25 protein-coding genes are annotated in these 20,748 nt (G+C 68.4%); 5 read left to right on the top strand and 20 right to left on the bottom strand.

From position 1 onward, the window contains the following. Position 1: 1 nt before the first annotated feature. Genes AC07TU_RS03545 through AC07TU_RS03530 form a run of 4 tightly spaced genes read left to right on the top strand, consistent with a single transcriptional unit; the run spans position 2 to position 3,213 of the window. The gene (locus AC07TU_RS03545) at positions 2–235 is read left to right on the top strand and encodes a hypothetical protein (RefSeq protein ID WP_495186526.1); all 234 of its coding nucleotides are present in this window, start codon (positions 2–4) and stop codon (positions 233–235) included. Between the two features lie 19 nt (positions 236–254). Further along, positions 255–1,514, top strand: coding sequence for a diaminopimelate decarboxylase (lysA, locus tag AC07TU_RS03540; RefSeq protein ID WP_495186525.1), 1,260 nt, complete (start codon positions 255–257; stop codon positions 1,512–1,514). Beyond that, positions 1,511–2,266: a precorrin-2 dehydrogenase/sirohydrochlorin ferrochelatase family protein gene (locus AC07TU_RS03535; protein ID WP_495186524.1), complete on the top strand. Its 756-nt coding sequence runs from the start codon at positions 1,511–1,513 to the stop codon at positions 2,264–2,266. Before lysA ends, AC07TU_RS03535 begins: the two co-directional genes overlap by 4 nt. Continuing rightward, positions 2,263–3,213: a zinc transporter ZntB gene (locus AC07TU_RS03530; protein WP_495186523.1), complete on the top strand. Its 951-nt coding sequence runs from the start codon at positions 2,263–2,265 to the stop codon at positions 3,211–3,213. The genes AC07TU_RS03535 and AC07TU_RS03530 overlap by 4 nt, the downstream gene beginning before the upstream one ends. Here the strand turns inward: AC07TU_RS03530 and AC07TU_RS03525 are convergent. Together AC07TU_RS03525 and AC07TU_RS03520 are read right to left on the bottom strand one after the other, a co-directional pair. After that, positions 3,191–3,781 carry a response regulator gene (locus AC07TU_RS03525; RefSeq protein WP_495186522.1) on the bottom strand — a complete coding sequence of 197 codons (591 nt, stop codon included), beginning with the start codon at positions 3,779–3,781 and terminating at the stop codon, positions 3,191–3,193. The genes AC07TU_RS03530 and AC07TU_RS03525 overlap by 23 nt on opposite strands. 63 nt (positions 3,782–3,844) lie before the next feature. Continuing rightward, positions 3,845–4,390: an NADPH-dependent FMN reductase gene (locus tag AC07TU_RS03520; protein ID WP_495186521.1), complete on the bottom strand. Its 546-nt coding sequence runs from the start codon at positions 4,388–4,390 to the stop codon at positions 3,845–3,847. Between the two features lie 68 nt (positions 4,391–4,458). Between AC07TU_RS03520 and AC07TU_RS03515 the strand changes: the two genes are divergently transcribed. Continuing rightward, positions 4,459–5,532 (top strand): CaiB/BaiF CoA transferase family protein, encoded by a 1,074-nt coding sequence (locus tag AC07TU_RS03515; RefSeq protein ID WP_495186520.1) that lies wholly within the window; start codon positions 4,459–4,461, stop codon positions 5,530–5,532. Here AC07TU_RS03515 and AC07TU_RS03510 read toward each other — a convergent pair whose 3' ends face one another. The 18 genes from AC07TU_RS03510 to AC07TU_RS03425 all read right to left on the bottom strand — a co-directional run bounded on the left by AC07TU_RS03510 (position 5,533) and on the right by AC07TU_RS03425 (position 20,747). Next, positions 5,533–5,919: a flagellar export chaperone FliS gene (locus AC07TU_RS03510; protein ID WP_495186519.1), complete on the bottom strand. Its 387-nt coding sequence runs from the start codon at positions 5,917–5,919 to the stop codon at positions 5,533–5,535. It abuts the gene before it with no gap. A gap of 16 nt (positions 5,920–5,935) precedes the next feature. Next, complete coding sequence (fliD, locus tag AC07TU_RS03505) at positions 5,936–7,399, bottom strand: flagellar filament capping protein FliD (RefSeq protein WP_495186518.1); 1,464 nt, start codon at positions 7,397–7,399, stop codon at positions 5,936–5,938. Positions 7,400–7,432: 33 nt separating this feature from the next. After that, positions 7,433–8,575 (bottom strand): flagellar type III secretion system protein FlhB, encoded by a 1,143-nt coding sequence (gene flhB, locus AC07TU_RS03500; RefSeq protein ID WP_495186517.1) that lies wholly within the window; start codon positions 8,573–8,575, stop codon positions 7,433–7,435. Next, on the bottom strand, positions 8,575–9,348 hold the full coding sequence (fliR, locus tag AC07TU_RS03495; RefSeq protein ID WP_495186516.1) for a flagellar biosynthetic protein FliR: 774 nt from the start codon (positions 9,346–9,348) through the stop codon (positions 8,575–8,577). The genes flhB and fliR overlap by 1 nt, the downstream gene beginning before the upstream one ends. Before the next feature lie 3 nt (positions 9,349–9,351). Further along, positions 9,352–9,624: a flagellar biosynthesis protein FliQ gene (fliQ, locus tag AC07TU_RS03490; protein ID WP_495186515.1), complete on the bottom strand. Its 273-nt coding sequence runs from the start codon at positions 9,622–9,624 to the stop codon at positions 9,352–9,354. Positions 9,625–9,727: 103 nt separating this feature from the next. Beyond that, the gene (gene fliP / locus AC07TU_RS03485) at positions 9,728–10,546 is read right to left on the bottom strand and encodes a flagellar type III secretion system pore protein FliP (protein WP_495186514.1); all 819 of its coding nucleotides are present in this window, start codon (positions 10,544–10,546) and stop codon (positions 9,728–9,730) included. After that, positions 10,543–10,797, bottom strand: coding sequence for a flagellar biosynthetic protein FliO (locus AC07TU_RS03480; RefSeq protein ID WP_495186513.1), 255 nt, complete (start codon positions 10,795–10,797; stop codon positions 10,543–10,545). Before AC07TU_RS03480 ends, fliP begins: the two co-directional genes overlap by 4 nt. Before the next feature lie 6 nt (positions 10,798–10,803). After that, on the bottom strand, positions 10,804–11,094 hold the full coding sequence (fliN, locus tag AC07TU_RS03475; RefSeq protein WP_495186512.1) for a flagellar motor switch protein FliN: 291 nt from the start codon (positions 11,092–11,094) through the stop codon (positions 10,804–10,806). Further along, on the bottom strand, positions 11,091–12,020 hold the full coding sequence (locus tag AC07TU_RS03470; protein ID WP_495186511.1) for a FliM/FliN family flagellar motor switch protein: 930 nt from the start codon (positions 12,018–12,020) through the stop codon (positions 11,091–11,093). Before AC07TU_RS03470 ends, fliN begins: the two co-directional genes overlap by 4 nt. Before the next feature lie 27 nt (positions 12,021–12,047). Continuing rightward, positions 12,048–12,653 carry a flagellar basal body-associated FliL family protein gene (locus AC07TU_RS03465; RefSeq protein WP_495186510.1) on the bottom strand — a complete coding sequence of 202 codons (606 nt, stop codon included), beginning with the start codon at positions 12,651–12,653 and terminating at the stop codon, positions 12,048–12,050. Positions 12,654–12,678: 25 nt separating this feature from the next. After that, the gene (locus AC07TU_RS03460; RefSeq protein ID WP_495186509.1) at positions 12,679–13,926 is read right to left on the bottom strand and encodes a flagellar hook-length control protein FliK; all 1,248 of its coding nucleotides are present in this window, start codon (positions 13,924–13,926) and stop codon (positions 12,679–12,681) included. Between the two features lie 52 nt (positions 13,927–13,978). Next, a complete protein-coding gene (locus AC07TU_RS03455) occupies positions 13,979–14,404 on the bottom strand; it encodes a hypothetical protein (RefSeq protein WP_495186508.1) in 426 nt (141 codons plus the stop codon). Then, complete coding sequence (locus AC07TU_RS03450) at positions 14,397–15,725, bottom strand: FliI/YscN family ATPase (protein ID WP_495186507.1); 1,329 nt, start codon at positions 15,723–15,725, stop codon at positions 14,397–14,399. Before AC07TU_RS03450 ends, AC07TU_RS03455 begins: the two co-directional genes overlap by 8 nt. 9 nt (positions 15,726–15,734) lie before the next feature. Next, a complete protein-coding gene (locus AC07TU_RS03445) occupies positions 15,735–16,454 on the bottom strand; it encodes a FliH/SctL family protein (RefSeq protein WP_495186506.1) in 720 nt (239 codons plus the stop codon). Then, positions 16,447–17,457 carry a flagellar motor switch protein FliG gene (fliG, locus tag AC07TU_RS03440; RefSeq protein WP_495186505.1) on the bottom strand — a complete coding sequence of 337 codons (1,011 nt, stop codon included), beginning with the start codon at positions 17,455–17,457 and terminating at the stop codon, positions 16,447–16,449. The genes AC07TU_RS03445 and fliG overlap by 8 nt, the downstream gene beginning before the upstream one ends. Before the next feature lies 1 nt (position 17,458). Then, positions 17,459–19,129, bottom strand: coding sequence for a flagellar basal-body MS-ring/collar protein FliF (gene fliF / locus AC07TU_RS03435; RefSeq protein ID WP_495186504.1), 1,671 nt, complete (start codon positions 19,127–19,129; stop codon positions 17,459–17,461). Between the two features lie 5 nt (positions 19,130–19,134). Continuing rightward, the gene (fliE, locus tag AC07TU_RS03430; protein ID WP_495186503.1) at positions 19,135–19,503 is read right to left on the bottom strand and encodes a flagellar hook-basal body complex protein FliE; all 369 of its coding nucleotides are present in this window, start codon (positions 19,501–19,503) and stop codon (positions 19,135–19,137) included. Further along, positions 19,500–20,747 (bottom strand): sigma-54 interaction domain-containing protein, encoded by a 1,248-nt coding sequence (locus tag AC07TU_RS03425; protein WP_495186502.1) that lies wholly within the window; start codon positions 20,745–20,747, stop codon positions 19,500–19,502. The genes fliE and AC07TU_RS03425 overlap by 4 nt, the downstream gene beginning before the upstream one ends. Between the last annotated feature and the right edge of the window lies 1 nt (position 20,748).

The raw sequence follows: 20,748 nt of genomic DNA, 5'->3' as shown, positions 1-20,748 counted from the left end.
AATGCGAACCCTGGTGGTCTTCACGGCGCTTCTGTTGGCTGCTTGCGGCAACAAGGGCGGCCTGAAACCGGCCGCCGGGGGATCGCTGCCGACCAAACCCTATGGGGCGGTGGCCACACCGACACCGGCCGATTTGGTGAAGGCGCCGCCCCAGACCCGACCGACGCGCAGCGACGAAGTGCTGCGCAGCTCAGAGGAACGCCGCGGCGACGAGTTCGAACTTCCGCCGCAGTAATCAAGAAGACCCTATTCCCATGGATCATTTCAACCGCAAGAACGGCGTCCTTCACGCCGAGGACGTCTCCATCCCCGCGATTGCCGCCGACGTCGGCACGCCGGTCTATGTCTATTCGACCGCGACGCTCGAGCGCCACGCCTCCGCGCTCAAGCAGGCGCTTTCCGCCCTGCCCAGCGTCCACCTCGCCTTCGCGATCAAGGCCAATCCCAACCTCGCCGTGCTCGGCGTGCTCGCAAAGCAGGGCTATGGCGCCGACGTCGTCTCGGGCGGCGAACTCAAGCGCGCGCTGGCGGCGGGCATGCCGGCCGGAGACATCGTCTTCTCCGGCGTCGGCAAGACCCGCGCCGAGCTTCAGCTGGGCCTCGACGAGGGGATCGGCCAGTTCAACCTCGAGCTCGAAGAGGAAGGCGAGGTCCTTGCCGATCTCGCCCATGCGCAGGGCAAGACCGCACCCGCAGTGCTGCGCGTGAACCCCGATGTCGACGCGGGCACCCACGCCAAGATCTCGACCGGAAAGGCCGAGAACAAGTTCGGTGTCGCGATCGACCGCGCGCTGGAGATCTTCGACCGCCTGGCCAAGCGCCCCGGCCTCAACCTGCGCGGCGTCGCGATCCATATCGGCAGCCAGCTGACCGAACTCACCCCGCTCGAGGCCGCCTACAAGCGTGTCGGCGAGCTGGTCGCGCAGCTGCGCGCCGCGGGTCATACGATCACCCATGTCGATCTGGGCGGCGGGCTCGGCGTCCCCTATCACACCGGCCAGACCGTCTCGACCGCCGAGGAATTCGGCGCGATGGTCACGCGCGTCACCCAGGGCTGGGACGCGACGCTGATGTTCGAGCCGGGCCGCTTCATCTGCGGCAATGCCGGCGTGCTGGTGACCGAGGTGATCTGGGTCAAGCCGGCCGCGGGCAACCCCTATGTCATCGTCGACGCGGCGATGAACGACCTTGCCCGCCCGGCACTCTACGACGCCTATCACGAGTTCGAGGCGGTCGAGCCGACCGGCGAGAAGTTCGTCGCGAACATCGCCGGCCCGGTGTGCGAGACCGGCGACACCTTTGCGATGGGGCGTGAGATCGACGTCGTGAAGTCGGGCGATCTCGCCGTGTTCCGCACCGCGGGCGCGTACGGCGCGACCATGGCCTCGACCTACAACAGCCGAGCGCTGGTGCCCGAGGTGCTGGTGTCGGGTGACAAGTACGCGGTCGTCGCCGACCGCATCCAGCCCGAAACCATCATGGGGGCCGAGCGCGTGCCCGAGTGGGTCCGGTGAAACGATCGGGGCTGCCCGTCTTCGTCCAGCTGGACGGGCGGCCCGTGATCCTGATCGGCAGCGGCGCGGCGGCGGAGGCGAAGCGCCGCCTGCTGTCGCGCGCGGGCGCGGTGATCGTCGGCGAGGAGAGCGATGCCCGCCTCGCCATCGTCGCTTGTGAAGACCCCGAACCCGTCGCGGCGCGGCTCAGGGCCCGCGACATCCTGGTCAATGTCGCCGACCGTCCGGACCTGTGCGACTTCACCTTGCCCGCAATCGTCGAGCGCGATCCGGTGACGATCGCGATCGGCACCGGCGGCGCGTCCGCGGGCCTCGCAGCAGCACTGCGCCAGCGTCTCGAGGCCATGCTGCCCGCCTCGCTCGGCGGGCTGGCGGATGCGCTGAAGCAGGCGCGCGATGCGATCCGCAGCCGCTGGCCCGACGCAGGCGCGCGACGGAGCGCGATTGGCGCCGCACTGGCCGGTCCGCTCGATCCGCTCGCCGATCAGCCCGCAGGAGCAGTCGAGCGCTGGCTCGCCGCGCCGGACGCGGCGAGGGAGGGCATCGTCCGCATTGCCCTGCGCTCCCCCGACCCCGATGATCTCACCCTGCGCGAGGCGCGATGGCTCGCCCAGGCCGACAGGGTAACGCACCGGCCCGATGTGCCTGCCGCAATCCTGACCCGCGCGCGCGCCGATGCCGAACGGATTGCGTGCGAAGCCCCGCCCGCTACTTTGCCCGGTCTGACCGTGGATCTGGAGATGGCCATTTGAGCGGCTTTGCCTATGTCGTCACCCGCAGCGGCGTGCGTGCACTCGATGCCCATGACGCAATCGGGGTGCGGCGCGGCTTCGTGTGGATCCACCTCACCTCGCGCGACGAAGAGGTGCAGGCGTGGCTGCGCGATGTCGCGAAGTTCGACCGGTTCGTCATCGATGCGCTGACCGCGCTCGAAACGCGCCCGCGCTGCGACCAGATCGACGGGTCGGCCGTGCTCAACCTGCGCGGGATGACGCAGGCGGCGATGCAGAGCTCCGACCCGCTGGCTTCGATCCGTTTGCACGCCGAGGGTACCCGCGTCATCTCCGTCACCCGCCTTCCGCTCGACGCGCTGGCAGTCGCGCGCGCGGCAACCGAGGCTGGCGACGTTCAGGATGCCGGCGACCTGATCGCCACGCTGGCCGAGGCGATCACCGAACAGCTCGATCCGCAGGTCGCCGATCTCGGCGATTCGCTCGACAGTTGCGAGGAGCAGCTCGACGAACGACAGGCGTTCGAGCTGCGCAAGAAGGTCAATGCCGTGCGGCGCAAGGCAATCGGCTATCGCCGCTTCCTCTATCCGCAACGCACGGCGCTGGAGAAATTGTCAGCGCTGCCCGTCCGCTGGCTGAGCGACGACGACCGGCTGCATATTTCGGGTGCCGCGGACCGCGCCGCTCGCATGGCCGAAGAACTGGAGAGCATCCGCGAGCGCGCGGCGCTGATCCATGAGACGCTGACCGATCTGCGCGCCGAGGTGATCGACCAGCGATCGCTGGTGATCGCGATCGCCGCGATGGTGTTCCTGCCGCTCACCTTCATCACCGGCCTGTTCGGGATGAACGTGCAGGGTATTCCCTATGACGACCATCCCGGGTCATTCTGGGTGATCACCGCCTTCAGCCTGGCGGTGGCGGCGGCCGTGACCTTCTATTTCGTCAGGCGGCACTGGTTCCGCTGAGGCGTTCGACTTCGGCATTGAGCGTGCTGATCGAGCTGACCAGCCGTGCCCGGTCGGCGCGGGTGACGGCAAGTTCGGTGCGTGCCTCACCCAGTTCGATCGCGCGTGCGGCGATGCGCGCGTCGAGCGACGCGACCGCTCGCTTCAGTTCCGCGATCCGGTTCGCGCGGCCGAGCGTCCGGTCGATCCGTGCGAGCAGGATGTCGAAATCGAAGGGTTTGGCGACATAGTCGTCCGCGCCGGCGGCCAGCGCCTCGACCACGGCACCGCTGTCGCTGCGCGCGGTGATCATGATGACCGGAAGATCCGCGGTGCGCGGCGTCGCGCGCAGATCCGCCAGCACCTCGGTCCCCGACATACCGGGCATCATCATGTCGAGCAGGATGAGGTCGAAGCCGCGTCCGGCGATCAGATCCAGCGCCTCGCGTCCATTGTCGCTGAGCACGACCAGATAACCCGCCTGCCCCAGCCGCGCGCCCATCACATTGAGGTTGGTGCGGCTGTCGTCCACGATCAGCACCGTGGTCGCACCCCGGCGCGTCTCGTTCGAAAGGAGGCTCTGGCTCATGCGCGCGAGCGTAGGGCGGAAAGCGTCACGATCCCGTTAACGCCCCGGCAACCACATACCGGGTCAGCGGCGCAGAAATCCCAGGATCTGATCGACCATCACGCCGAGCTGCGCCGAAGCGTCCGCCACCGCATCGGTACCGCCCGCACCCGGGCCGGTATTGATCGCGACGCCCAGCGGGGTCGGCCAGCCGCGCAGCGCGTGGATCACCGTGCGCAGCGCGGCCAGCGTCGAAACCGACGCCTGCCAGCCGCCCGCAGTCGCGACCAGCCCGACCGGCATCCCGTCGAAATAGGCGCGTTCGTCGCCGCGCAGCAGCTCGGCATAGTCGAGCGCATTCTTGACCATGCCGGAGAGCGAGCCGTGATAGCCGGGCGATCCGACGATCAGCCCGTCCGCCTCGCGCAGAACCGATACGAAATGCGTCACCCGCGGGTCGTCGATCGTGCAGCCCAGCTCGTAATGCGGGAAGTTGATCGCCTCTCCGGTCAGCAGCGTGACGCGGGCGCCCTTTGCCGCGGCAAGATCCAGACAATGTGCCAGCGCGCGGCCGGTCGCCGATTCGGGGCGCGAAGTGCCGCCCAGGGCGACGATGTGCGGCTTGCTCATGCGCCCGCGCTAGCCGAAACAAATGCCTCGGGCCACCCACTGATACGCACTCGGAGACAGAGAGGACTATGCGGGCACCATTGGCAGGAATGCGGGTGATCGAGATCGACGCGATCGGCGCAGTGCCCTTCGCATCAATGCTGCTCGCCGATCTGGGGTGCGAGGTGGTGCGGATCGTCCAGCCCGGCAGTGGGACCAGCGCGATCGTCCCCGCCCTCTATCGCGGCCGGCAGGACGTGACGCTCGATTTCCGCGAGCCTGCGGCGATCGCCGAGGTACTCGACCTCGCCCGGCATGCCGACGCGCTGGTCGAAGGGATGCCGCCCGGATCGATGGAGGCGCTGGGGCTGGGGCCCGATCGGTGCCGTGTACGCAATCCGCGGCTCGTCTACGGCCGGGCGAGCATCTGGGGACAGACCGGGCCGCTCGCGGGGCGCCCGGGTGCCGACATCAACGTCCTCGCGCTCACCGGGGCGCTTCATGCGATCGGTGCGCCGGATGCGCCTGCGGTCCCGCTCAACCTGCTCGGCGACCATGCGGGCTGCGGGCTGTTCCTCGCGCTCGGCATGGTCTCGGCAATGCTGGGCGCACATATCGATGGCGAGGGACGCGTCGTCGATGCCGCGGCGATCGACGGGGTGGCGACGCTGATGGCGCTGACCCAGAGCCTGTTCGCCAGCGGCCGCTGGGTCGACCGGCGCGAGGCCAATCTGATCGATGGCGGCGCGCCCTTCTACCGCAGCTACGCCTGCGCCGACGGCCAGCATATCGCGGTCGGCGCGATCGAGCCCGCTCAGTTCGAATCCTTGTGCACCGGTCTCGGCTTCCCGGCGGGCAGCTTCGCGCAGCTCGACCGCACCGGCTGGCCGGCGATGGCCGCGCGCTTCGCCGAACGGTTCGCGGCGCGCACGCGCGACGAATGGGTCCGCAGCTTCGCGCAAGGGGAGGCATGCGTCACGCCGGTGCTGTCGCTTGCCGAGGCGGCCCGACATCCGCATGCGCTGGCGCGCCGCCCCGTTGCGGCCGGGCCGGAGGGCGCAGCGACCGCACCGCAATTCGAGCCGCGCGCCGGGGTTGCAGCCCCCGCACGTCCGGTTTCGGTCGATGACATGATCGCGCGCTGGTCGCGTTCAAATGCCTGATCAGGCTGCGCGCGCCTGACTCCAGGCATTGGCAATGTCTTCCAGATCGTCCGCAACCGCGCGGAACGGTGCGGGATCCCCGCCGATGCTGGCGTTGAGGATCTGGGCGCGAAGCCCGTGATAGAGCGTCGCGAGCGTGCGCGAGACCTCACCCCCGCGCTCGAAATCGAGGCCGGATTCGAGCGCGAACAGGATCGCCGTGGCGCGTGCGATCCGCTCGCTCCGGACGGGAAGCTGCCCCTTCTCGGTCGCGAAGGCGGCGGCGCGGAGCGCGGCGATGCACTCCTTGTACATGATCTCGACCAGCGCGTGCGGATCGGCGGCTGCGGTCCTGCCGACCGCGTCGATCGAGCGATAGGTCTGCGCGGCGTTGGCGCTGAGACGCATCGGGGCCTTCATTGCATCAGCCCTGCTTGTTCCACGCATCGACCTGATTCTGGAGGAAGGTCAGCGTCGATTTATATGCAGCGACCCGTGCATCCATCGTCGCGAACTGGCGCGTCATGCGCGTGCGCATCGCTTCGGCGTCGCGCACCGCTTCGGTCTTGTCGTCGACCACATCGATCTTGGCCTTGGTGTAGTTGATCTCGCTCGCGCCCAGCCCGCGCTGGGTGCTGGCGGCGGCGCTCGAGATTGCGTCGAGGACGACCGACAGGCCGTTGTTCGTCGTTGCGCTGCCCGCAGGCTGGGCGAACATCTTCTCGACCTGCCCCGGATGGTTGACCAGCGCCTTGGTCAGCACCGGCGTGTCGAGGCTCAGCGTGCCGTCGCGGTTGGTCTTGACCCCGATCTGCGCAAGCGTGGTGGGCACATCGGCCGCGCCGCTCGCGATCGGGTTGAGCGTCAGCTGCTGGAGCTGGCGCTTGAGGTTCCTCGCCGCGATATCCTGCCGCAGCGCGCCGTCGACCGGACTGAGGTCCTTCTGCAGCGCCTTGTAGAGCTCGTTATAGGTTTCGACGAAATCCTGAACCGCCTGCATCAGCGAATTGGTCGGCAGCGTCTTGCCGATATTCACCATCGTTCCGGGCTGGGCCGAGACAAGGTCGAGCTTCACGCCCGGAATAAGGTCCGAGATCGTATTGGATTCGCGCTTGAGCGCCACGCCATCGATCGCGACGATCGCATCGGCGGCAGCGCTGCCGATCGTCGTGCCGCTCGCGCCGACGCCGATGTTGAGTGCGGCCAGCCCCTCATGCCCCGCCGTCTCCGACGCGGTCAGCGTGAAGGCGCGCGCCTCGCCGGTACCGCCCTTCACCACCAGCCGCGATCCTGCCGCATCGGTGAGGATCGATGCGCTGACACCGGCATTGGCGGCGTTGATCGCCGCCGCGATGCCCTCCAGGCTCGAGTTATTCTCGCCGATCGTGATGGTCACCGGCGTGGCGGCACCCGCGGTAAAGCCGGTCATAGCGCCATTGGCGACGGTGGCGGTGCCGAAGGTCAGCGTCAGCGTGCCCCGGCCAATCGCCGCGGTCTTGTCCGCCACCGGCGCTGCCGAAGCCGCCTGCGCGGACGCGAGCTGGCGAACCTCGAGCTGCGCGCTCAGATTGCTGAGATTGGCGCCTGAAAGCCGCGAGACATTGAGGATGCCGGTGCTCGAACTGGTCGGCTGGGTCGCGAGGGTGCCGCCGCGCGACAAGGTCGACAGCGCGGTGGCGAAGCTGGTGATGTTGCTCTTGTGCATCGTCGCGGCGCTGATCTGGGCGGTCAGGGTTTCCTCGCGCCGCGTGAGCGTGGCGTTGCGATAGGCGAACTGCTTCTCGACCAGTTCCTTGACGAGCGCAGTGGTATCGATGCCCGACCCGGTGCCCAGCGTCGAGGCGATCGAGCTTGTCGATGTCGTCGATGTCGTCGATTCAACCGCCACGTGAACGTCCCCCTCTATGCTGGTTAACGGCCGTCATCGTTGAGCCTTTAGGCCGTTCTGCACGCCGTTCTCGTCGAACAGCGCCGTGTCCGGCACCGTGATAGCGGGCATGCGTCCCCCCGCGCGCTTGTCGATCCCGAAGACGAAGGCGAGCACGGTCGCGACCGCCATATAGAGGTCGTCGCGAATCTCCTGATTCTCGCGGCTGGTGAAGTAGATGGCGCGTGCCAGCGGCGGCAGCTCGATCCGCGGCACCGCGAATTCGTCGGCCAGCTCACGGATCGCCAGCGCGATCTCGCCGCGGCCCTTGGCGACCACCACCGGCACCTGATCCTTGCCGCTCGAATAGCGCAGCGCGACCGAGAAATGCGTCGGGTTGGTCAGCACGACATGTGCTTCCTGCAGCTTGCTGCGCAGGCCGCCCTTGGCCATCTCGCGCTGGCGCTGGCGCTGCGCAGCCTTGGCCTCGGGCGAACCTTCGCTTTCCTTGTGCTCGTCCTTCACTTCCTGAAGGCTCATCTTGAGCCGCTGCATGTGGCGGAAAATCTGGATCGGCAGGTCGATGCCCGCGATCAGCAGCAGCCCGCCGGCCATCACGAAGACAAGCGTCGCAAACGTATCCCCCAGCGACTTCACCGCGGTGCCGAGATCGGATGAGACCAGGCCCATGGTCGGCGCCGCCGATCCCCACAGCATCCACCCGCCGATCCCGCCGAGGAGGATCACCTTGAGCAGCGACTTGAACAGCTCGATCCAGCCGGTCGGGCCGAAGATGCGCTTGAGGCCCGAGCCGGGATTGATGCGGTTGCCCTTGGGCGCGAGCAGCTTGCCGTTCCAGTGCAGCGCGCCGAGCGCCGCCTGGCTGGCGATCGCGCCGACCAGGGTGATCGCGAGCAGGGCGCCGAGCGAAGGGGCAAGCTTCCACCCCGCGGTGGCGAGCGGCTTCCATGGCTGGAAGCTCTCGATATCGGCGCGGCCGAAGGTGAAGCTCGCCCCCATCACCTCCTTGATCGCGCCGAGCAGCTGCGGTCCCATCAGCACCATCCAGCCGCAACCGAGCAGGATGATCAGCGCCGCGCCGAAATCGCGCGACTTGAGCAGGTCGCCTTGCTCAAGCGCCTTTTCCTTGCGCTTGGGTGTTGGTGCTTGTGTCTTTTCGCCTGCGCTCTCCGACATCAGCCGAGCACCAGCGTTTGGGCCGCGTCGAGCGCTTCGCGCACGATCACGAGCATGTAGTCGCCCATTGCGGGCATGCCGACGAGCAACGCGAGCACACCCATCGCCAGGCTGGCGGGAATGCCGATCGCGAACAGGTTGAGCGCGGGCGCCGAGCGCGAGAGCATACCGACGACGATGTTGAGGCAGAGCAGCAGGAAACCGACCGGCAATGCGAGCAGCAGGCCCGCAAGGAAGGCGTATCCGCCGAACAGCGCGATATTCTGGAGCTTGTCCGGGGTCAGCCAGGCCTGCCCCGGCGGCAGCAGCTCATAGGAACGCACCACCAGCTCGACGAGCACGAGGTGACCATCGACGGCCAGGAACAGCAAGGTCAGCAGGATCGTCAGGAACTGGCCGAGCGCGGGCGTCGAAGCGCCGGTCTGCGGGTTGATCGCAGTGGCGAAGGAAAGGCCCATCGACACGCCGATCACCTCGCTCGCCACCAACGGCGCGGCAAAGGCGATCTGCAGGATGAAGCCGAGCGCGAGGCCGACCAGCACCTCGGCGGCGACTGCAAGAAATGTCGCCAGCGCGAAGACTTCGCCCGGCGCATCGATCGGCACCGCGTTCATCGACAGGATGCCGACCGCAGCGGTGAGCAGGATGCGGACATTCATCGGCACCGACACCGCGCCGAACACCGGCGCCGCCACGAACGCGGCGCCGACACGCACCATCGTGAACAGCAGCGCCCAGAGCTGAGGCTCGATCGAGAGGCCGAAGCCGAGCATGACCTAGCGAACGAGCTCGGGGATGCGTTCGAAGATGCTCGTCGTGAAATCCCCCAGCAGCGTCATGATCATGCCCCCGAAGATCACGAGGCTGACCCCGACGATCGCGAGCTTGGGCACGAAGGTCAGCGTCTGTTCCTGGATCGAGGTCGCGGCCTGCACCATGCCGAGGATCAGGCCCGACAATAGCGCCGGGATCAGGATCGGGGCCGATGCGAGCGCAAGCACCCACATCGCCTCGCGCGCGACCGTCAGGAAATATTCTGCGTCCATCATTCAATCCTTTGCGGTTCCGGCCCGCTCCCCCACCCGGCCACCCACTTCAGGGTATCCTTGATGGGTGGCCGGGTGGAGGAGCGGGCTGGCACCGCGCACAAACCTAGGTCACGAAGCTGGAGGCGAGGCTGCCCATCGTCAGCGCCCAGCCATCGACCAGCACGAACAGCAGCAGCTTGAACGGCATCGAGATGATCGTCGGCGACATCATCATCATGCCGAGGCTCATCAGCACGGTGGCGACGATCAGGTCGATGACGATGAACGGCAGGAAGATCAGGAAACCGATCTGGAAGGCGGTCTTGAGCTCGCTGGTCACGAACGCCGGCAGCAGGATCGAGAAGGGCGTATCCTTCGGGTTCGCGATCGGGCCGACCTTGGCCATCTGCGCGAACATGGTGATGTCCTTGACCCGCGTCTGCTTGAGCATGAAGGCGTGGAGCGGCTCGCCCGCCTTTTCGATCATCTCGGTCGCGCCGATGCGGCCCTGCGCATAGGGCTGGATCGCGGCGGTATTCATCTGGCTGATCGTCGGCGCCATCACGAAGAAGCTGAGGAACAGCGAAAGCCCCACCAGCACCTGATTGGGCGGGGTCTGCTGAAGCCCCAGCGCCTGCCGCAGGATCGCCAGCACGATGATGATCCGTGTGAAGCTGGTCATCATCAGCAGGATGCCCGGCAGAACCGTGAGCAGCCCCATGATGATGAGGACCTGAAGCGACAGGCTGAGCGGCGCATCGCCGCCGCCAAGATCGCCCAGCGCGCGATCGACCGCGTCGCCCACGCCGGGCGTCGGCGCAGCGGCGGGCGCAGCGACCGGGGCGGGCGCCGGCGCACCCTGCGCAAAGGCCGGCGCGACGAGGAACAGCGCGAGTGCAAACGCACCCAGCACGAGTGCGAGGTGACGGAGGCCGGCGGTCACGGGTCGATCCGGTCGATCAGGCTGACGCCGTTACGGCTGACCGAGACGAGGATGCGCTTGCCCTCGACCTCGAGCACCGCGATGCGCGTGCCGGTCGAGACCATCATCGTCTCCTTGACTTTGAGCATCCGGTCGCCCTGATTGCCGGGCAGCCGCGCCTCGAGCTTGCGCCAGAGATAGAGACAGCCGATCAGCAGCCCGCAGACCAGCGGCAGCAGCACGACCAGCTTCAGGATGTAGGACCACATCATGGTGGATCAGCCCCGCTTGTCGGGCGCGACCAGCTCGGTCATGCGGATGCCGAACTTGTCGCCGACGGTCACGACCTCACCGCGACCGATCAGCGTGCCGTTGACGAACACGTCGAGCAGCTCGTCGGCCTGGCGGTCGAGCTCGATCACGCTCGATTCGCCGAGCGCGAGCAGCTCACGCAGGGTCAGCGTGGTCGATCCGATCTCCACCGTCAGCTTGACGTCCACGTCCTGCAACAAATGGAAGTTGGCCGCCGCGGCGGAATCGGTGGCGATGCCCCCGGTCATATCGTTCATCGTGCGTCCTCAAGGCTGAAGGATTCGAAACGGGTCAGGCGGATTGCGGCCTGGCCATTGGCGGTGCCGACGGTGCCGGCACCGATCTGCTGGCGGTTGACCATCACCGGCACATCGGGGCCGAAGCTGATCGGGATCACGTCGCCGGGCTTGAGCGCCATCAGCATCGACAGCGGCACGACCGGCTCGGCGAGCACCGAGCGGACCGGCAGGCGCAGCGCCATCGCGGCGCGCGTCAGGCCGTTGCGCCATTCGGGCTCGGGCTCGGGCTCGCCGCCGATCACCTTGGCGGTGAGCGACGGCGTGTAGGGTTTCAGCGCCGCGACCGGATAGAGAATGTCGATCCAGTGCGGCTTGGCCTCGCCCGTGGCGATGCCCAGGCGGGTGACGACCATCGCTTCGCCCGCATCAATCTCCGGCATCACCGAAAGCGGCGCAAAGGTCTGGGCGGGGACGAAATCGATCTTGGCGAGCAGTTCCCAGGCCGGGGAAAGCTGCTGCGCCAGCGTATCGGACAGGCGCGCCAGCAACGTCTCGGCCGAGCCGGTGAACTCGGCGGGCAGCGGCTGGGGCGCCTCGCCCTCGCCGCCGAAGAAACGGTCGAGCATCTCGAAGCCGAACTTGCCGTCGATGACGATCAGCGCGCGGCCGCGGCCCGGCGACATCGCCAGCGGCAGCCATGCGGTCAGCGTCTGCGGGCGCTCGGCACGATAGTCGCCGAACCGCTGGACGCTGAGCGGCTCGGCCCAGCAGCGTGCGCCCTCGCCGACCAAAGGCTCGAAACTTCCCTTCAATGACTTGGCGAGCCGTGCCGAGAGATGCTGCACCGAATGCAGATCCCCGAACGGGTTGAGGCTGGCCGTTCCCAGCGCCGGGGCGTGCTCCGCTCCGGTCCGGGGACGCTCGCGCCTCTCCGGCGTCGTCATGTCTGAAGGACTGTTAACCATGTCCGTTCACTGAACAATGAAATTGGTAAAGTAGACGTTACCAACGCCGCCAAAGCCCTCTTTTTCTTTGAGGACGGCGTTGATCGCACCGGCCAGGCGCTTCTGCAGCTTCTTCTTGCCCTCGGCGGTGAACACCTCGTCCTCGCTGGTCTCGCCGAGCGAGAGGAGGATGGCCGATCGCACCGCCATCTCATGCGTCTTGAGGCCTTCGATGACGCTGTTGTCATAGGGGGTCGAGATCGCGATCCCGACCTGGACGAAGTGCACGCTCTCGCGCAGGTTGGAGGTGAACTCCTTCTCCATCTGGTAATAGGTCGAGGCATATTTGTCCCCGCCCTCGCCCGCCGGGGGCTTCATCCCCTTGCTCTCGCCGCCTTCGCCTTCCTTGCCTTCGGCCTTGGCGCGGACTTCCTCGTCCTTGGGGACGAGGCGCGGCTTGCCGCTCTCGGCCTCACCCTCGGCCTTGGCGCCGCCGAACAGACCGGCATTGGACGCATAGAGCCCCCCGCCGACCCCGCCGCCGACCAGCACGATCAGGCCGGTGCCGATCAGGATCCACTTCTTGGCCCCGCCCTTCTTCTTGACCGGTGCGGCCTCTTTCTCGTCACTCATGACTCACTTTCCCCCTGGAGATGGTTCAGGCGACGCGATCGTCGCGGCTCGATTGCGTGGCGTGCGCCGCGGCAGAGACCGGACGCGCGGGTTGGCGGGATTGCGGCTGACCCGACTGGCTTGCCTGGCCCTGCTGCTGGCCGCCGGTGCCACCATCGACGCTGGTCTGGCCAAGCTTCACGCCGCGCGCTTCCGCCACCTCGGCAAGCCGCGGTGCGGCTTCGGCGATCAGCTGGCGGGCTGCGGGATTCTCGGCGGTGAAGTGGACGTGCAGCCGGTCGCCATCGCGGCGGATCGAAACATCGACATTGCCCAGATTCTCGGGCGCGAGGCGGATGCGCGTGTCGGCTGCCTCCGCGGCGTCGCGCATCGATGCGATCCGATCGACCATCTTGCCCGCCCAGTCGCCGCGGCTGAGGTCGAGCGGCGGCTGATCAGCCCCCGACATCGCCTGTACGGTGGTGCGCAGCTGTTCGGTGGCGGCGCTATGGGCCTGCACGGCCACCGGGTCCGCCACCCGCAGAGCAGGCGCAGCCGGCGAATCGAACGATGCCGAGATTGCTGCGGCGAAGACCTGAGCCGCGGTCTGGGCTGCGGGCGCGCCGGGAACGACGGGCTGCGGGGCGGCGGCATGCGCCGGAACCGGGCGAAGCGGCGCCTCCCGCGCTGGCGCTTCCGCCTTGCCGCGCGGTGCAGCTTCCGATGCAACGGCAACTTCGAGAGACGCGGCGTCGACGGCCGCAGCGTCGGCGGCCGGCGCATCCGCTGGCGCGGGGTCGATCACCGATGAGCCGGGAACCGCGGTCGCAATCGGCGCGGCCTTGGCAAGCGGCGCACCCGCCAGCCCATCCAGCGGAGCGGAGACCTCGACCGGGCCGGGAACCGCGGCGGGCAGATCCGCATCGGCGTGCGGCGTGGCGAGCCCGGCCGCCTCGATCTCCGCTGAAGATCCGGCGCCAACGAACATTGTGTCAGGCAGCGCAACCGGCTCAGGCGGCGGTGCGATCGGCACCAGCCCGGCAGGGAGCCATGCGACCAGCGCATCGCTTTCATCCTCGTCGCCGGCAGCAAGTGCGGGCTCGACCGGCAAATCCTTGCCGCCCCCGGCAACCGCCTGCCCCTTGCCGCCTTGCGGCTTTGCACCGGGCGGGAGCACAAGCTCACCCAGCATCGCCATGAAATCCGCTGCCGCGGGCACGGTCACAGGGGCCGTACGCGGCGCGATCGCAGGCGTCAGCGGGAGCAGCGAGGCGGAGGCGAGCAAGTCTGGCATTGCGGGCGAAAACTCCTTCGCCCGGTGTTTCATGCCGGGCTTCGCCCAGAGTTCAGCAAGGATCGTGCCGTTTTTTCGGAATCGCAGGCATATCCTCAAGCGCGCGCATCGCGCGGCGCGCGGCGTTGGCCTCGGCGCGCTCGATCAGCTTCTCGATCGCGGTCTGGTCGCGCTTGGCTTCGCGGGTCGCGACGCGCGCCGTGTCGAGCCCGCGCTGCGCCTCGGCGACGCGGCGGTCGGCGGCGAAGGCGGACTGGTGAAGACGATCGCGATAATAGGCTGCGGCGATCAGGCTGGTGGCGCTGCCCGGCTTGGGCGCCGGCGCGACGCCCTGCGCCAGCTGCGCGATGCGCGCGCGCAGCGCCTCCTCGTTGGTCACCTTGGCCTGCGCCGCCACTTCGCTGGCACGAACCATGTCTAGCTGGAGCGTGCGAACCCGCAACAAGCGGCCGAGCTTCTTTTGATGCTTGTCAGGCATCGCCAAAGACGCCGACCAGCTCCGCTACCGCCTCTTCGAGGCTGACGGTCTCGTCATAGGCCTGGCGGATATAGTCGAGCACCGAATCATGGCACGCAATCGCGGCATCGATCGCCGGATCGGCACCCGCGCGATAGGCCCCCATCAGCACCAGATCGCGATTCTCCTCATAGGTCGCGAGGTGGCGGCGCAGCACGCGCGCGGCGGCGACATGCTCGCGATCGGCGATATCGGTCATCACGCGGCTGACCGACGGGCCGAGGTCGATCGCGGGATAGACGCCGCGTTCTGCCAGCGCCCGGCTCAGCACGATATGCCCGTCGAGGATCGAGCGCGCCGAATCGACCACGGGGTCGTTGCCGTCATCGCCATCGGCGAGCACGGTATAGATTGCGGTGATCGATCCGCCGGTATGGACGTCAGTCCCCGCGCGTTCGATCAAGCTCGGCAGCATCGCGATCGCGCTGGGCGGATAGCCGCGCGCGCTTGCCGGTTCGCCCAGCGCCAGCCCGATCTCGCGCCCCGCATGCGCGACGCGGGTCAGCGAATCCATGATCAGCAGGACCTTCTTGCCCTCGTTGCGAAAGGCTTCGGCGATCGCGGTGGCGCGCAACGCACCGCGGATGCGCAGCACCGGCGAGTGGTTGGCGGGGACCGCGACCACGACCGATCGCGCACGCGCTTCGCCCGCGACCTTGGTCTCGAGAAAGTCGGAAACTTCGCGCGAACGCTCGCCGATCAGGCCGATCACGATGACATCGGCCTTGGCGGCGCGGACCATCATGCCGAGCAGCACCGACTTGCCGACGCCCGATCCTGCCATGATGCCGACGCGCTGGCCCTGACCGATCGTCAGCAGCCCGTTGATCGCCCGCACCCCGACGTCGAGCGGCTGGAGCACGCGGCCACGGTCCAGCGGCGACTGGATCTTCCCCGCAAGCGGCCATTTGCCTGCCCCCCGGATCGGGCCAAGTCCGTCGATCGGCTTGCCCGCGCCATCGACCACGCGGCCGAGCATCGCGGCGCCGACCTCGGCCTCGCCCGGAGGGCCAACGGGACGAACCGGCGCATTGGGGAGCAAGGCGGCGGGGCCGCCCAGGTTCATCAGCAGCGTCTTGCCGCCGCGAAAGCCGATCACCTCCGCCTCCACGCGGCTCGCACCCGTGCCGATCGCACAGACCGTGCCGACCGGCAGCGACAGGCCGACCGCTTCCATCAGCAGCCCGTCATAGGAGGACAGGCGCCCCGACACCTTGGGCTGCGGGCGGAAATCGCGACAGGCAAGGCCATCGAGATAGTCGGCGGTGAAGCGGTTATACATGCAGCGCCCTCAGACGGCCGGCGGAATGGGAACGCGGTCGATCGCCTGCGCAAGCTGCTCGAGCCACATGTCGGGGCCATCCTCGACGATGGTCGAAGCGCTTTCGATGACGAAACCGCCGCGCGCGATATTGGCATCGCCGACCGGGAAGACGGTCTTGGGCAGATGGTCCTGGACCAGCGCGATGTCGTCGGGATGCAGGCGCAGGATCGCCGATTCGGCGCTGTCGGCGAGCATGTCGGTCGCCGCTTCGATCCGGCCGGCGAGCACATCGGGCGCAACGCCGGATTCGCCGATCATCTTGGCGACGAGATGCAGCACCGTCTGACGCAAATGCCCGGCCATGCGTTCGCGATCGAAATGCGCGCCCTGGGCCAGCGCATCGCTGACCTGCTGGAGCAAGGCCGCCTGCTGCGCTGCGACCGCATCGGCCTCGGCGCGGCCTGCCGCCAGACCCTCGGCATAGCCGGCGGCGCGCGCCGCGGCGACCGGGTCGACGAATTCCCTGGGCTCGGGCGCGGGTTCGGGGTCGAACGGATCCCAGCCTTCGGTCGGCTTGTGGCCCGGCTCGGCGGGACTGAAATGCCGCGGCTCGGCCGGCGCCGCGTCGCGCGGGCGAACCGCGCGCGGAGCGAATTCCTCGGGCGGGGCAAAGGCGCGTTGCAGCGCCTCGGCAATCCCCGCGCTGCGTGCGGCGAGACCGGGGACGAAACCCTCGGGATCAGACATAGTCGTCGTCTCCGCCGCCGCCCGGCATGGTGATCGTCCCGTCCTTCACCAGCTGGCGGGCGATGGCGATCATCACCTTCTGCGCCTCGAGCACTTCGGCGAGCTTCATCGGGCCGCGCGCTTCCATCTCGTCGCGGATCGTGTCGGCCGCGCGGCTCGACATGCACGACAGGAAGCGCGTGCGCGCGCCCTCGTCCGCGCCCTTGAGGCTGCGGACCAGCACGTCGCTTTCGATGTTGCGCAGCAGCGTGCCCATATTCTTGTCGTCGAGCTCGAGCAGATTGTCGAAGACGAACATCGCCTCCTCGATCGCCCTGGCGACGTCGCGATCCAGCTTGGCGAGCTTGGGCATCACCTTCTGTTCGGTGACCTTGCGCACGCTCGACATGATCTTCGCCGCCTCGCGCGTGCCGCCCATCTGGACGCCGGCGACGCGGCGCGGCTGGCTCGAATGGCGCTCAAGCAGCGCTGTCAGCGTCGCGAGCGCCTCGGCGGTCACCGGTCCCAGCTTGGCGACGCGGCGCAGCACCTGCGGCTGAACTGCCTCGGGCAGCATCTCCAGCACCTGCCCCGCGGTCGCAGGCTCGAGATGCGCGAGCAGCACCGCGGCGATCTGGGGATGCTCCTCCTCGAGCATCGCCGCGATCTCGGTCGCGTCCATCCATTGCAGCGCGGAGATCGACTCATTCGGTTCGGGCGGCAGGATGCGCGACAGGATCGTGCTCGCGCGCTCCGGACCGAGCGCCTTGGTGACGACCGATTCGAGCTTGGGGCGCGGATCGAACTGGATCGCGCTGCGCTCCTGCGCGCGGCCGGTAAAGTCGTCCAGGACCTGCGCCATCTCCCATTCGCTGACATCGGCGACGCTCATCATCGCGGTGCCGAGCTGACGGACTTCCTCGGGATCGAGCTTCTGGAGGATCGCGGCGGCCTCTTCGTCGCCGACGACCATCATCAGCACCGCGGCGCGCTCGACGCCGGTAAAGTTGCGGGGCGCGTTCATCTCAGTTGCTTTCCGCCTTGATCATGTCGCGCACGGCGAGGGCTGCGCGCGCCGGGTTGTCACGGGTGAAATCGCGCACCAGCCCGACTCGTTCCCCGAGCGGTACGCCACCCGCGCCAAGCATCTCGGCGCTGACCGGTGCCGGCATCGCGACACCGTCGGCGCCGCCCATCGGCAGCGCGCCGCCGCGGTTGCCGTCCTCACGCTTCTTGAGCAGCGCCTTGGCGAGCGGCCGCACGCCGAGCAGCAGCACCAGCAGCGCGATCACCACCGCGGTCACGTTGCGCGCGACCATCGCGAACCAGCCGCTTTCGTAGAAGGCAGGCCCCTCGTTCGCGGCGTCGGCTGTCGTGCTGAACTTGCGGCTGACCACCGTCACCTGATCCTGGCGCGCGGCGTTGAAGCCGACCGCCGCTTTCACCAGATCATCGATCTGCTTGATCTCGACCTGGCCGCGCGGCTTGCCCGGCTCTTCCTTGAGCAGGACCGCGACGGACAGGCGACGGATGTTGCCGGGCGCGGCGCGGGTGACCGAGATTTCCTTGGCATTGTCGTAGCTGCGCGCAAAGCTGTCGCTCTGCTTCATGCCCGGCGCGGCAGCGGGCGTCGCGGGCTGGCCGTTGGCGTTACCGGCGGTGACGCCTTCCGGCGTCGGCGTCGCGACGACGCTGGGCGCGGGCGCGACGTTGGAGAGCGCGCCGGGAATCCCGCCGGGCGCATTGGCGCCGTCGCGCGGCGCGCCGGTCCAGTTGCCCTGTTCGGCACGCACCACGGCGCCGGCCTTGTCGAAGCTCTCGCGCGTCGCCTGACTCTCATCCAGATCGACATCGGCCTGCACCTCGGCGGTGAAATTGCCGGGGCCGAGCAACGGGGTGAGCAGCTGGACGAGCTGCTGGCGATATTTATCCTCGACGCGGCGCTGGAAGTCGATGCGCGCGTCGCCCGCACTGCTTTCCTGCCCCGATTTGCTGAGCAGCGCGCCCGCCTGATCGACGATGGTCACCGCTTCGGCCTTCATCCCCGGCACCGACGAGGCGACGAGGTTGACGATCGAACGGACCTGCGCGTCGGAAAGCGTGCGGCCGGGCTGGAGCTTGACGATGACCGAGGCCGAGGGCTCGGCCTTGTCGCGCACGAACACGGTGGCCTCCGGGGTCGCGAGATGAACGCGCGCCTCGGCGACGGTGTCGATTTCGGCGATCGAGCGGGCGAGCTCGGTCTCGCGTGCCTGACGCAGGCGTTCGCCCTCGACGGCACGGCTGACGCCCATCGGCAGCTGGTCGAGCAGCGCATAGCCGCCCGGCGCCGCCTTGGGCAGGCCCTGCCCGGCGAGCAGCATCCGCGCCTTGTGATAGTCATCCTCGCCGACGGTCAGCGACCCAGCGCCGTCGATCGCGTTGGGGATGCTCGCCGCGGTCAGCGCCTCGGCCACGGCGGCCTTGTCGCTTTCGGGCAGGCTGGCGAACAGCACGCGCTGCGGCGGCGTTGCCAGAGCCATCCACGCAAGCGCGGCGGCGCCGATCAGGCCGATCATGAAGATCAGCGGCAGGCTGCGCTTGACCGCGGGCTGCCCCAGGATCGAGCGCATCTGGCTCAGCGGATTGGCGAAACCGCCCGGCCCCGTGGTTGCGGGGAGGGCGGCGGTTTCGGCGACGGATACTGCGTTGCTCATAGCGATCAGACCGGCATGCTCATGATGTCACGATAGGCGGTCAGGAGCTTGTTCCTGACCTGAAGCGTCGCTTCGAAACCGACCGACGCCTCCTGGCGGGCGAGCATCACCTTGGCGATGTCGACTGTCTCGCCGCGCTCATAAGCGGCGGAGAGTTCGCTGGCGCGGTGCTGCGCGCCGTTGACCTGCTGGAACGCGGTCTCGAACGTCTCGGTGAAGCTCGCGGGGCCGGCAGGCTGGCCGACCGGCGAGGTCGCCGGTGCCGCCGCGCCGCTGGTCGCGCGCTGAAGCGCTTCGTTGCGTTCGAGGATCTGGGCGCGGAGCTGCATGACGCGGTCGATGCCGCCCGCTCCGCCTACACCACCGATGCTCATGCCGTGGCCCTCCGCGTGATATCTTCACCCTGCTCGCGCGCCCTGGCGAGGCGGTAGCGCAAGGTGCGCTCCGAAATGCCGAGGCGCTTGGCGGTCTCGATGCGGCTGCCGCCGCACTGCGCCAGCGTTTCGCGGATCGCCGCGAATTCGCTGAGCTGGACGATGTTGCTGAGCGTGCCTTCCGCCTGTGCCGGGGCGGCGGCGGGGGCACGGTCGAAGATCAGGTAATCGGCGGTGATCGCGTCGCCCGGGCAGAGCAGCAGCGCGCGCTGGATCACATTCTCGAGCTCGCGGACATTGCCCGGCCAGCTGTGCGACTGGAGGATGGCAAGCGCGTCCTGCGTCACCCAGGGGAGGCGGCCGCGCGCACCGGCGTGGCGCAGCACCATCGCCGAAGCGAGCGCCGCGACATCGCCCGGCCGCTCGGCGAGCTGGCGGGTGGTGAGCGGGAAGACCGAAAGGCGGTAGTAAAGGTCGGCGCGGAACCGGCCTTCGGCGACTTCGGCCTGAAGGTCGCGGTTGGCGCAGGCGATGACGCGGACGTCGATCTTTTCGGGGCTGGTCGCGCCGATCGGCACCACCTCGCGCTCCTGCAGCGCACGCAGCAGCTTGGCCTGGAGCGCCAGCGGCATCTCGGCGACTTCGTCGAGCAGCAGCGTGCCGCCGTTCGCCGCGCGGAAGAAGCCTTCGCCCGCCGCATTGGCGCCGGTGAACGAACCTTTCTGATGGCCGAACAGCAGCGCCTCGAGCATCGTTTCGGGCAGCGCCGCGCAATTGACCGCGATGAACGGACCGTCGCGGCGGGTGCTGCCCATATGGATCGCCTTGGCCAGCACTTCCTTGCCGGTGCCGGTCGGGCCGTTGATCAGCACGGTGATGTCGGCGGCCGCGACCCGCTCGGCCAGCGCATAGAGCGCTAGGCTCTCGGGATCGGCTGCGACCGGGGCATGGGCGCCGCGCAGCATCGCGCTGGCGAAGCCGCTCGCAATCGCCGCATCCTCGGGGCCGAAGCTCAGCCGTGCGGGATTGCCGTCATGAAAGGGGATCGCGGCGACCGGCCCTTCGGCCAGCACCAGGGTGCGGGCGGAAACCGGCGGTGCCTCGCCCTCGACGATCATGAACAGGTCGCCCGGCATCGGCTTCACCTTGTCGGCTGCCCCGATCGCGAACCCCTGCGCGCGAAGCGAGGAGACCAGCGCATAGTGCTGCCGAAGAACCGCGGCTGACGGAAAGATCGTCTGCATT

The sequence above is a fragment of the Sphingomonas sp. GW821-FHT03E12 genome (assembly GCF_059420685.1).
This window is presented reverse-complemented; position numbering and strand designations above follow the sequence as displayed.

Bases quoted from the DNA above. Each gene is read 5' to 3' on its own strand.
- AC07TU_RS03545 (WP_495186526.1), top strand. From the start codon at position 2: ATGCGAACCCTGGTGGTCTTCACGGCGCTTCTGTTGGCTGCTTGCGGC.
- lysA (WP_495186525.1), top strand. From the start codon at position 255: ATGGATCATTTCAACCGCAAGAACGGCGTCCTTCACGCCGAGGACGTC.
- AC07TU_RS03525 (WP_495186522.1), bottom strand. From the start codon at position 3,781: ATGAGCCAGAGCCTCCTTTCGAACGAGACGCGCCGGGGTGCGACCACG.
- AC07TU_RS03520 (WP_495186521.1), bottom strand. From the start codon at position 4,390: ATGAGCAAGCCGCACATCGTCGCCCTGGGCGGCACTTCGCGCCCCGAA.
- AC07TU_RS03515 (WP_495186520.1), top strand. From the start codon at position 4,459: ATGCGGGCACCATTGGCAGGAATGCGGGTGATCGAGATCGACGCGATC.
- AC07TU_RS03510 (WP_495186519.1), bottom strand. From the start codon at position 5,919: ATGCGTCTCAGCGCCAACGCCGCGCAGACCTATCGCTCGATCGACGCG.
- flhB (WP_495186517.1), bottom strand. From the start codon at position 8,575: ATGTCGGAGAGCGCAGGCGAAAAGACACAAGCACCAACACCCAAGCGC.
- fliR (WP_495186516.1), bottom strand. From the start codon at position 9,348: ATGCTCGGCTTCGGCCTCTCGATCGAGCCTCAGCTCTGGGCGCTGCTG.
- fliQ (WP_495186515.1), bottom strand. From the start codon at position 9,624: ATGATGGACGCAGAATATTTCCTGACGGTCGCGCGCGAGGCGATGTGG.
- AC07TU_RS03480 (WP_495186513.1), bottom strand. From the start codon at position 10,797: ATGATGTGGTCCTACATCCTGAAGCTGGTCGTGCTGCTGCCGCTGGTC.
- fliN (WP_495186512.1), bottom strand. From the start codon at position 11,094: ATGAACGATATGACCGGGGGCATCGCCACCGATTCCGCCGCGGCGGCC.
- AC07TU_RS03470 (WP_495186511.1), bottom strand. From the start codon at position 12,020: ATGACGACGCCGGAGAGGCGCGAGCGTCCCCGGACCGGAGCGGAGCAC.
- AC07TU_RS03465 (WP_495186510.1), bottom strand. From the start codon at position 12,653: ATGAGTGACGAGAAAGAGGCCGCACCGGTCAAGAAGAAGGGCGGGGCC.
- AC07TU_RS03460 (WP_495186509.1), bottom strand. From the start codon at position 13,926: ATGCCAGACTTGCTCGCCTCCGCCTCGCTGCTCCCGCTGACGCCTGCG.
- AC07TU_RS03455 (WP_495186508.1), bottom strand. From the start codon at position 14,404: ATGCCTGACAAGCATCAAAAGAAGCTCGGCCGCTTGTTGCGGGTTCGC.
- AC07TU_RS03450 (WP_495186507.1), bottom strand. From the start codon at position 15,725: ATGTATAACCGCTTCACCGCCGACTATCTCGATGGCCTTGCCTGTCGC.
- AC07TU_RS03445 (WP_495186506.1), bottom strand. From the start codon at position 16,454: ATGTCTGATCCCGAGGGTTTCGTCCCCGGTCTCGCCGCACGCAGCGCG.
- fliG (WP_495186505.1), bottom strand. From the start codon at position 17,457: ATGAACGCGCCCCGCAACTTTACCGGCGTCGAGCGCGCCGCGGTGCTG.
- fliF (WP_495186504.1), bottom strand. From the start codon at position 19,129: ATGAGCAACGCAGTATCCGTCGCCGAAACCGCCGCCCTCCCCGCAACC.
- fliE (WP_495186503.1), bottom strand. From the start codon at position 19,503: ATGAGCATCGGTGGTGTAGGCGGAGCGGGCGGCATCGACCGCGTCATG.
- AC07TU_RS03425 (WP_495186502.1), bottom strand. From the start codon at position 20,747: ATGCAGACGATCTTTCCGTCAGCCGCGGTTCTTCGGCAGCACTATGCG.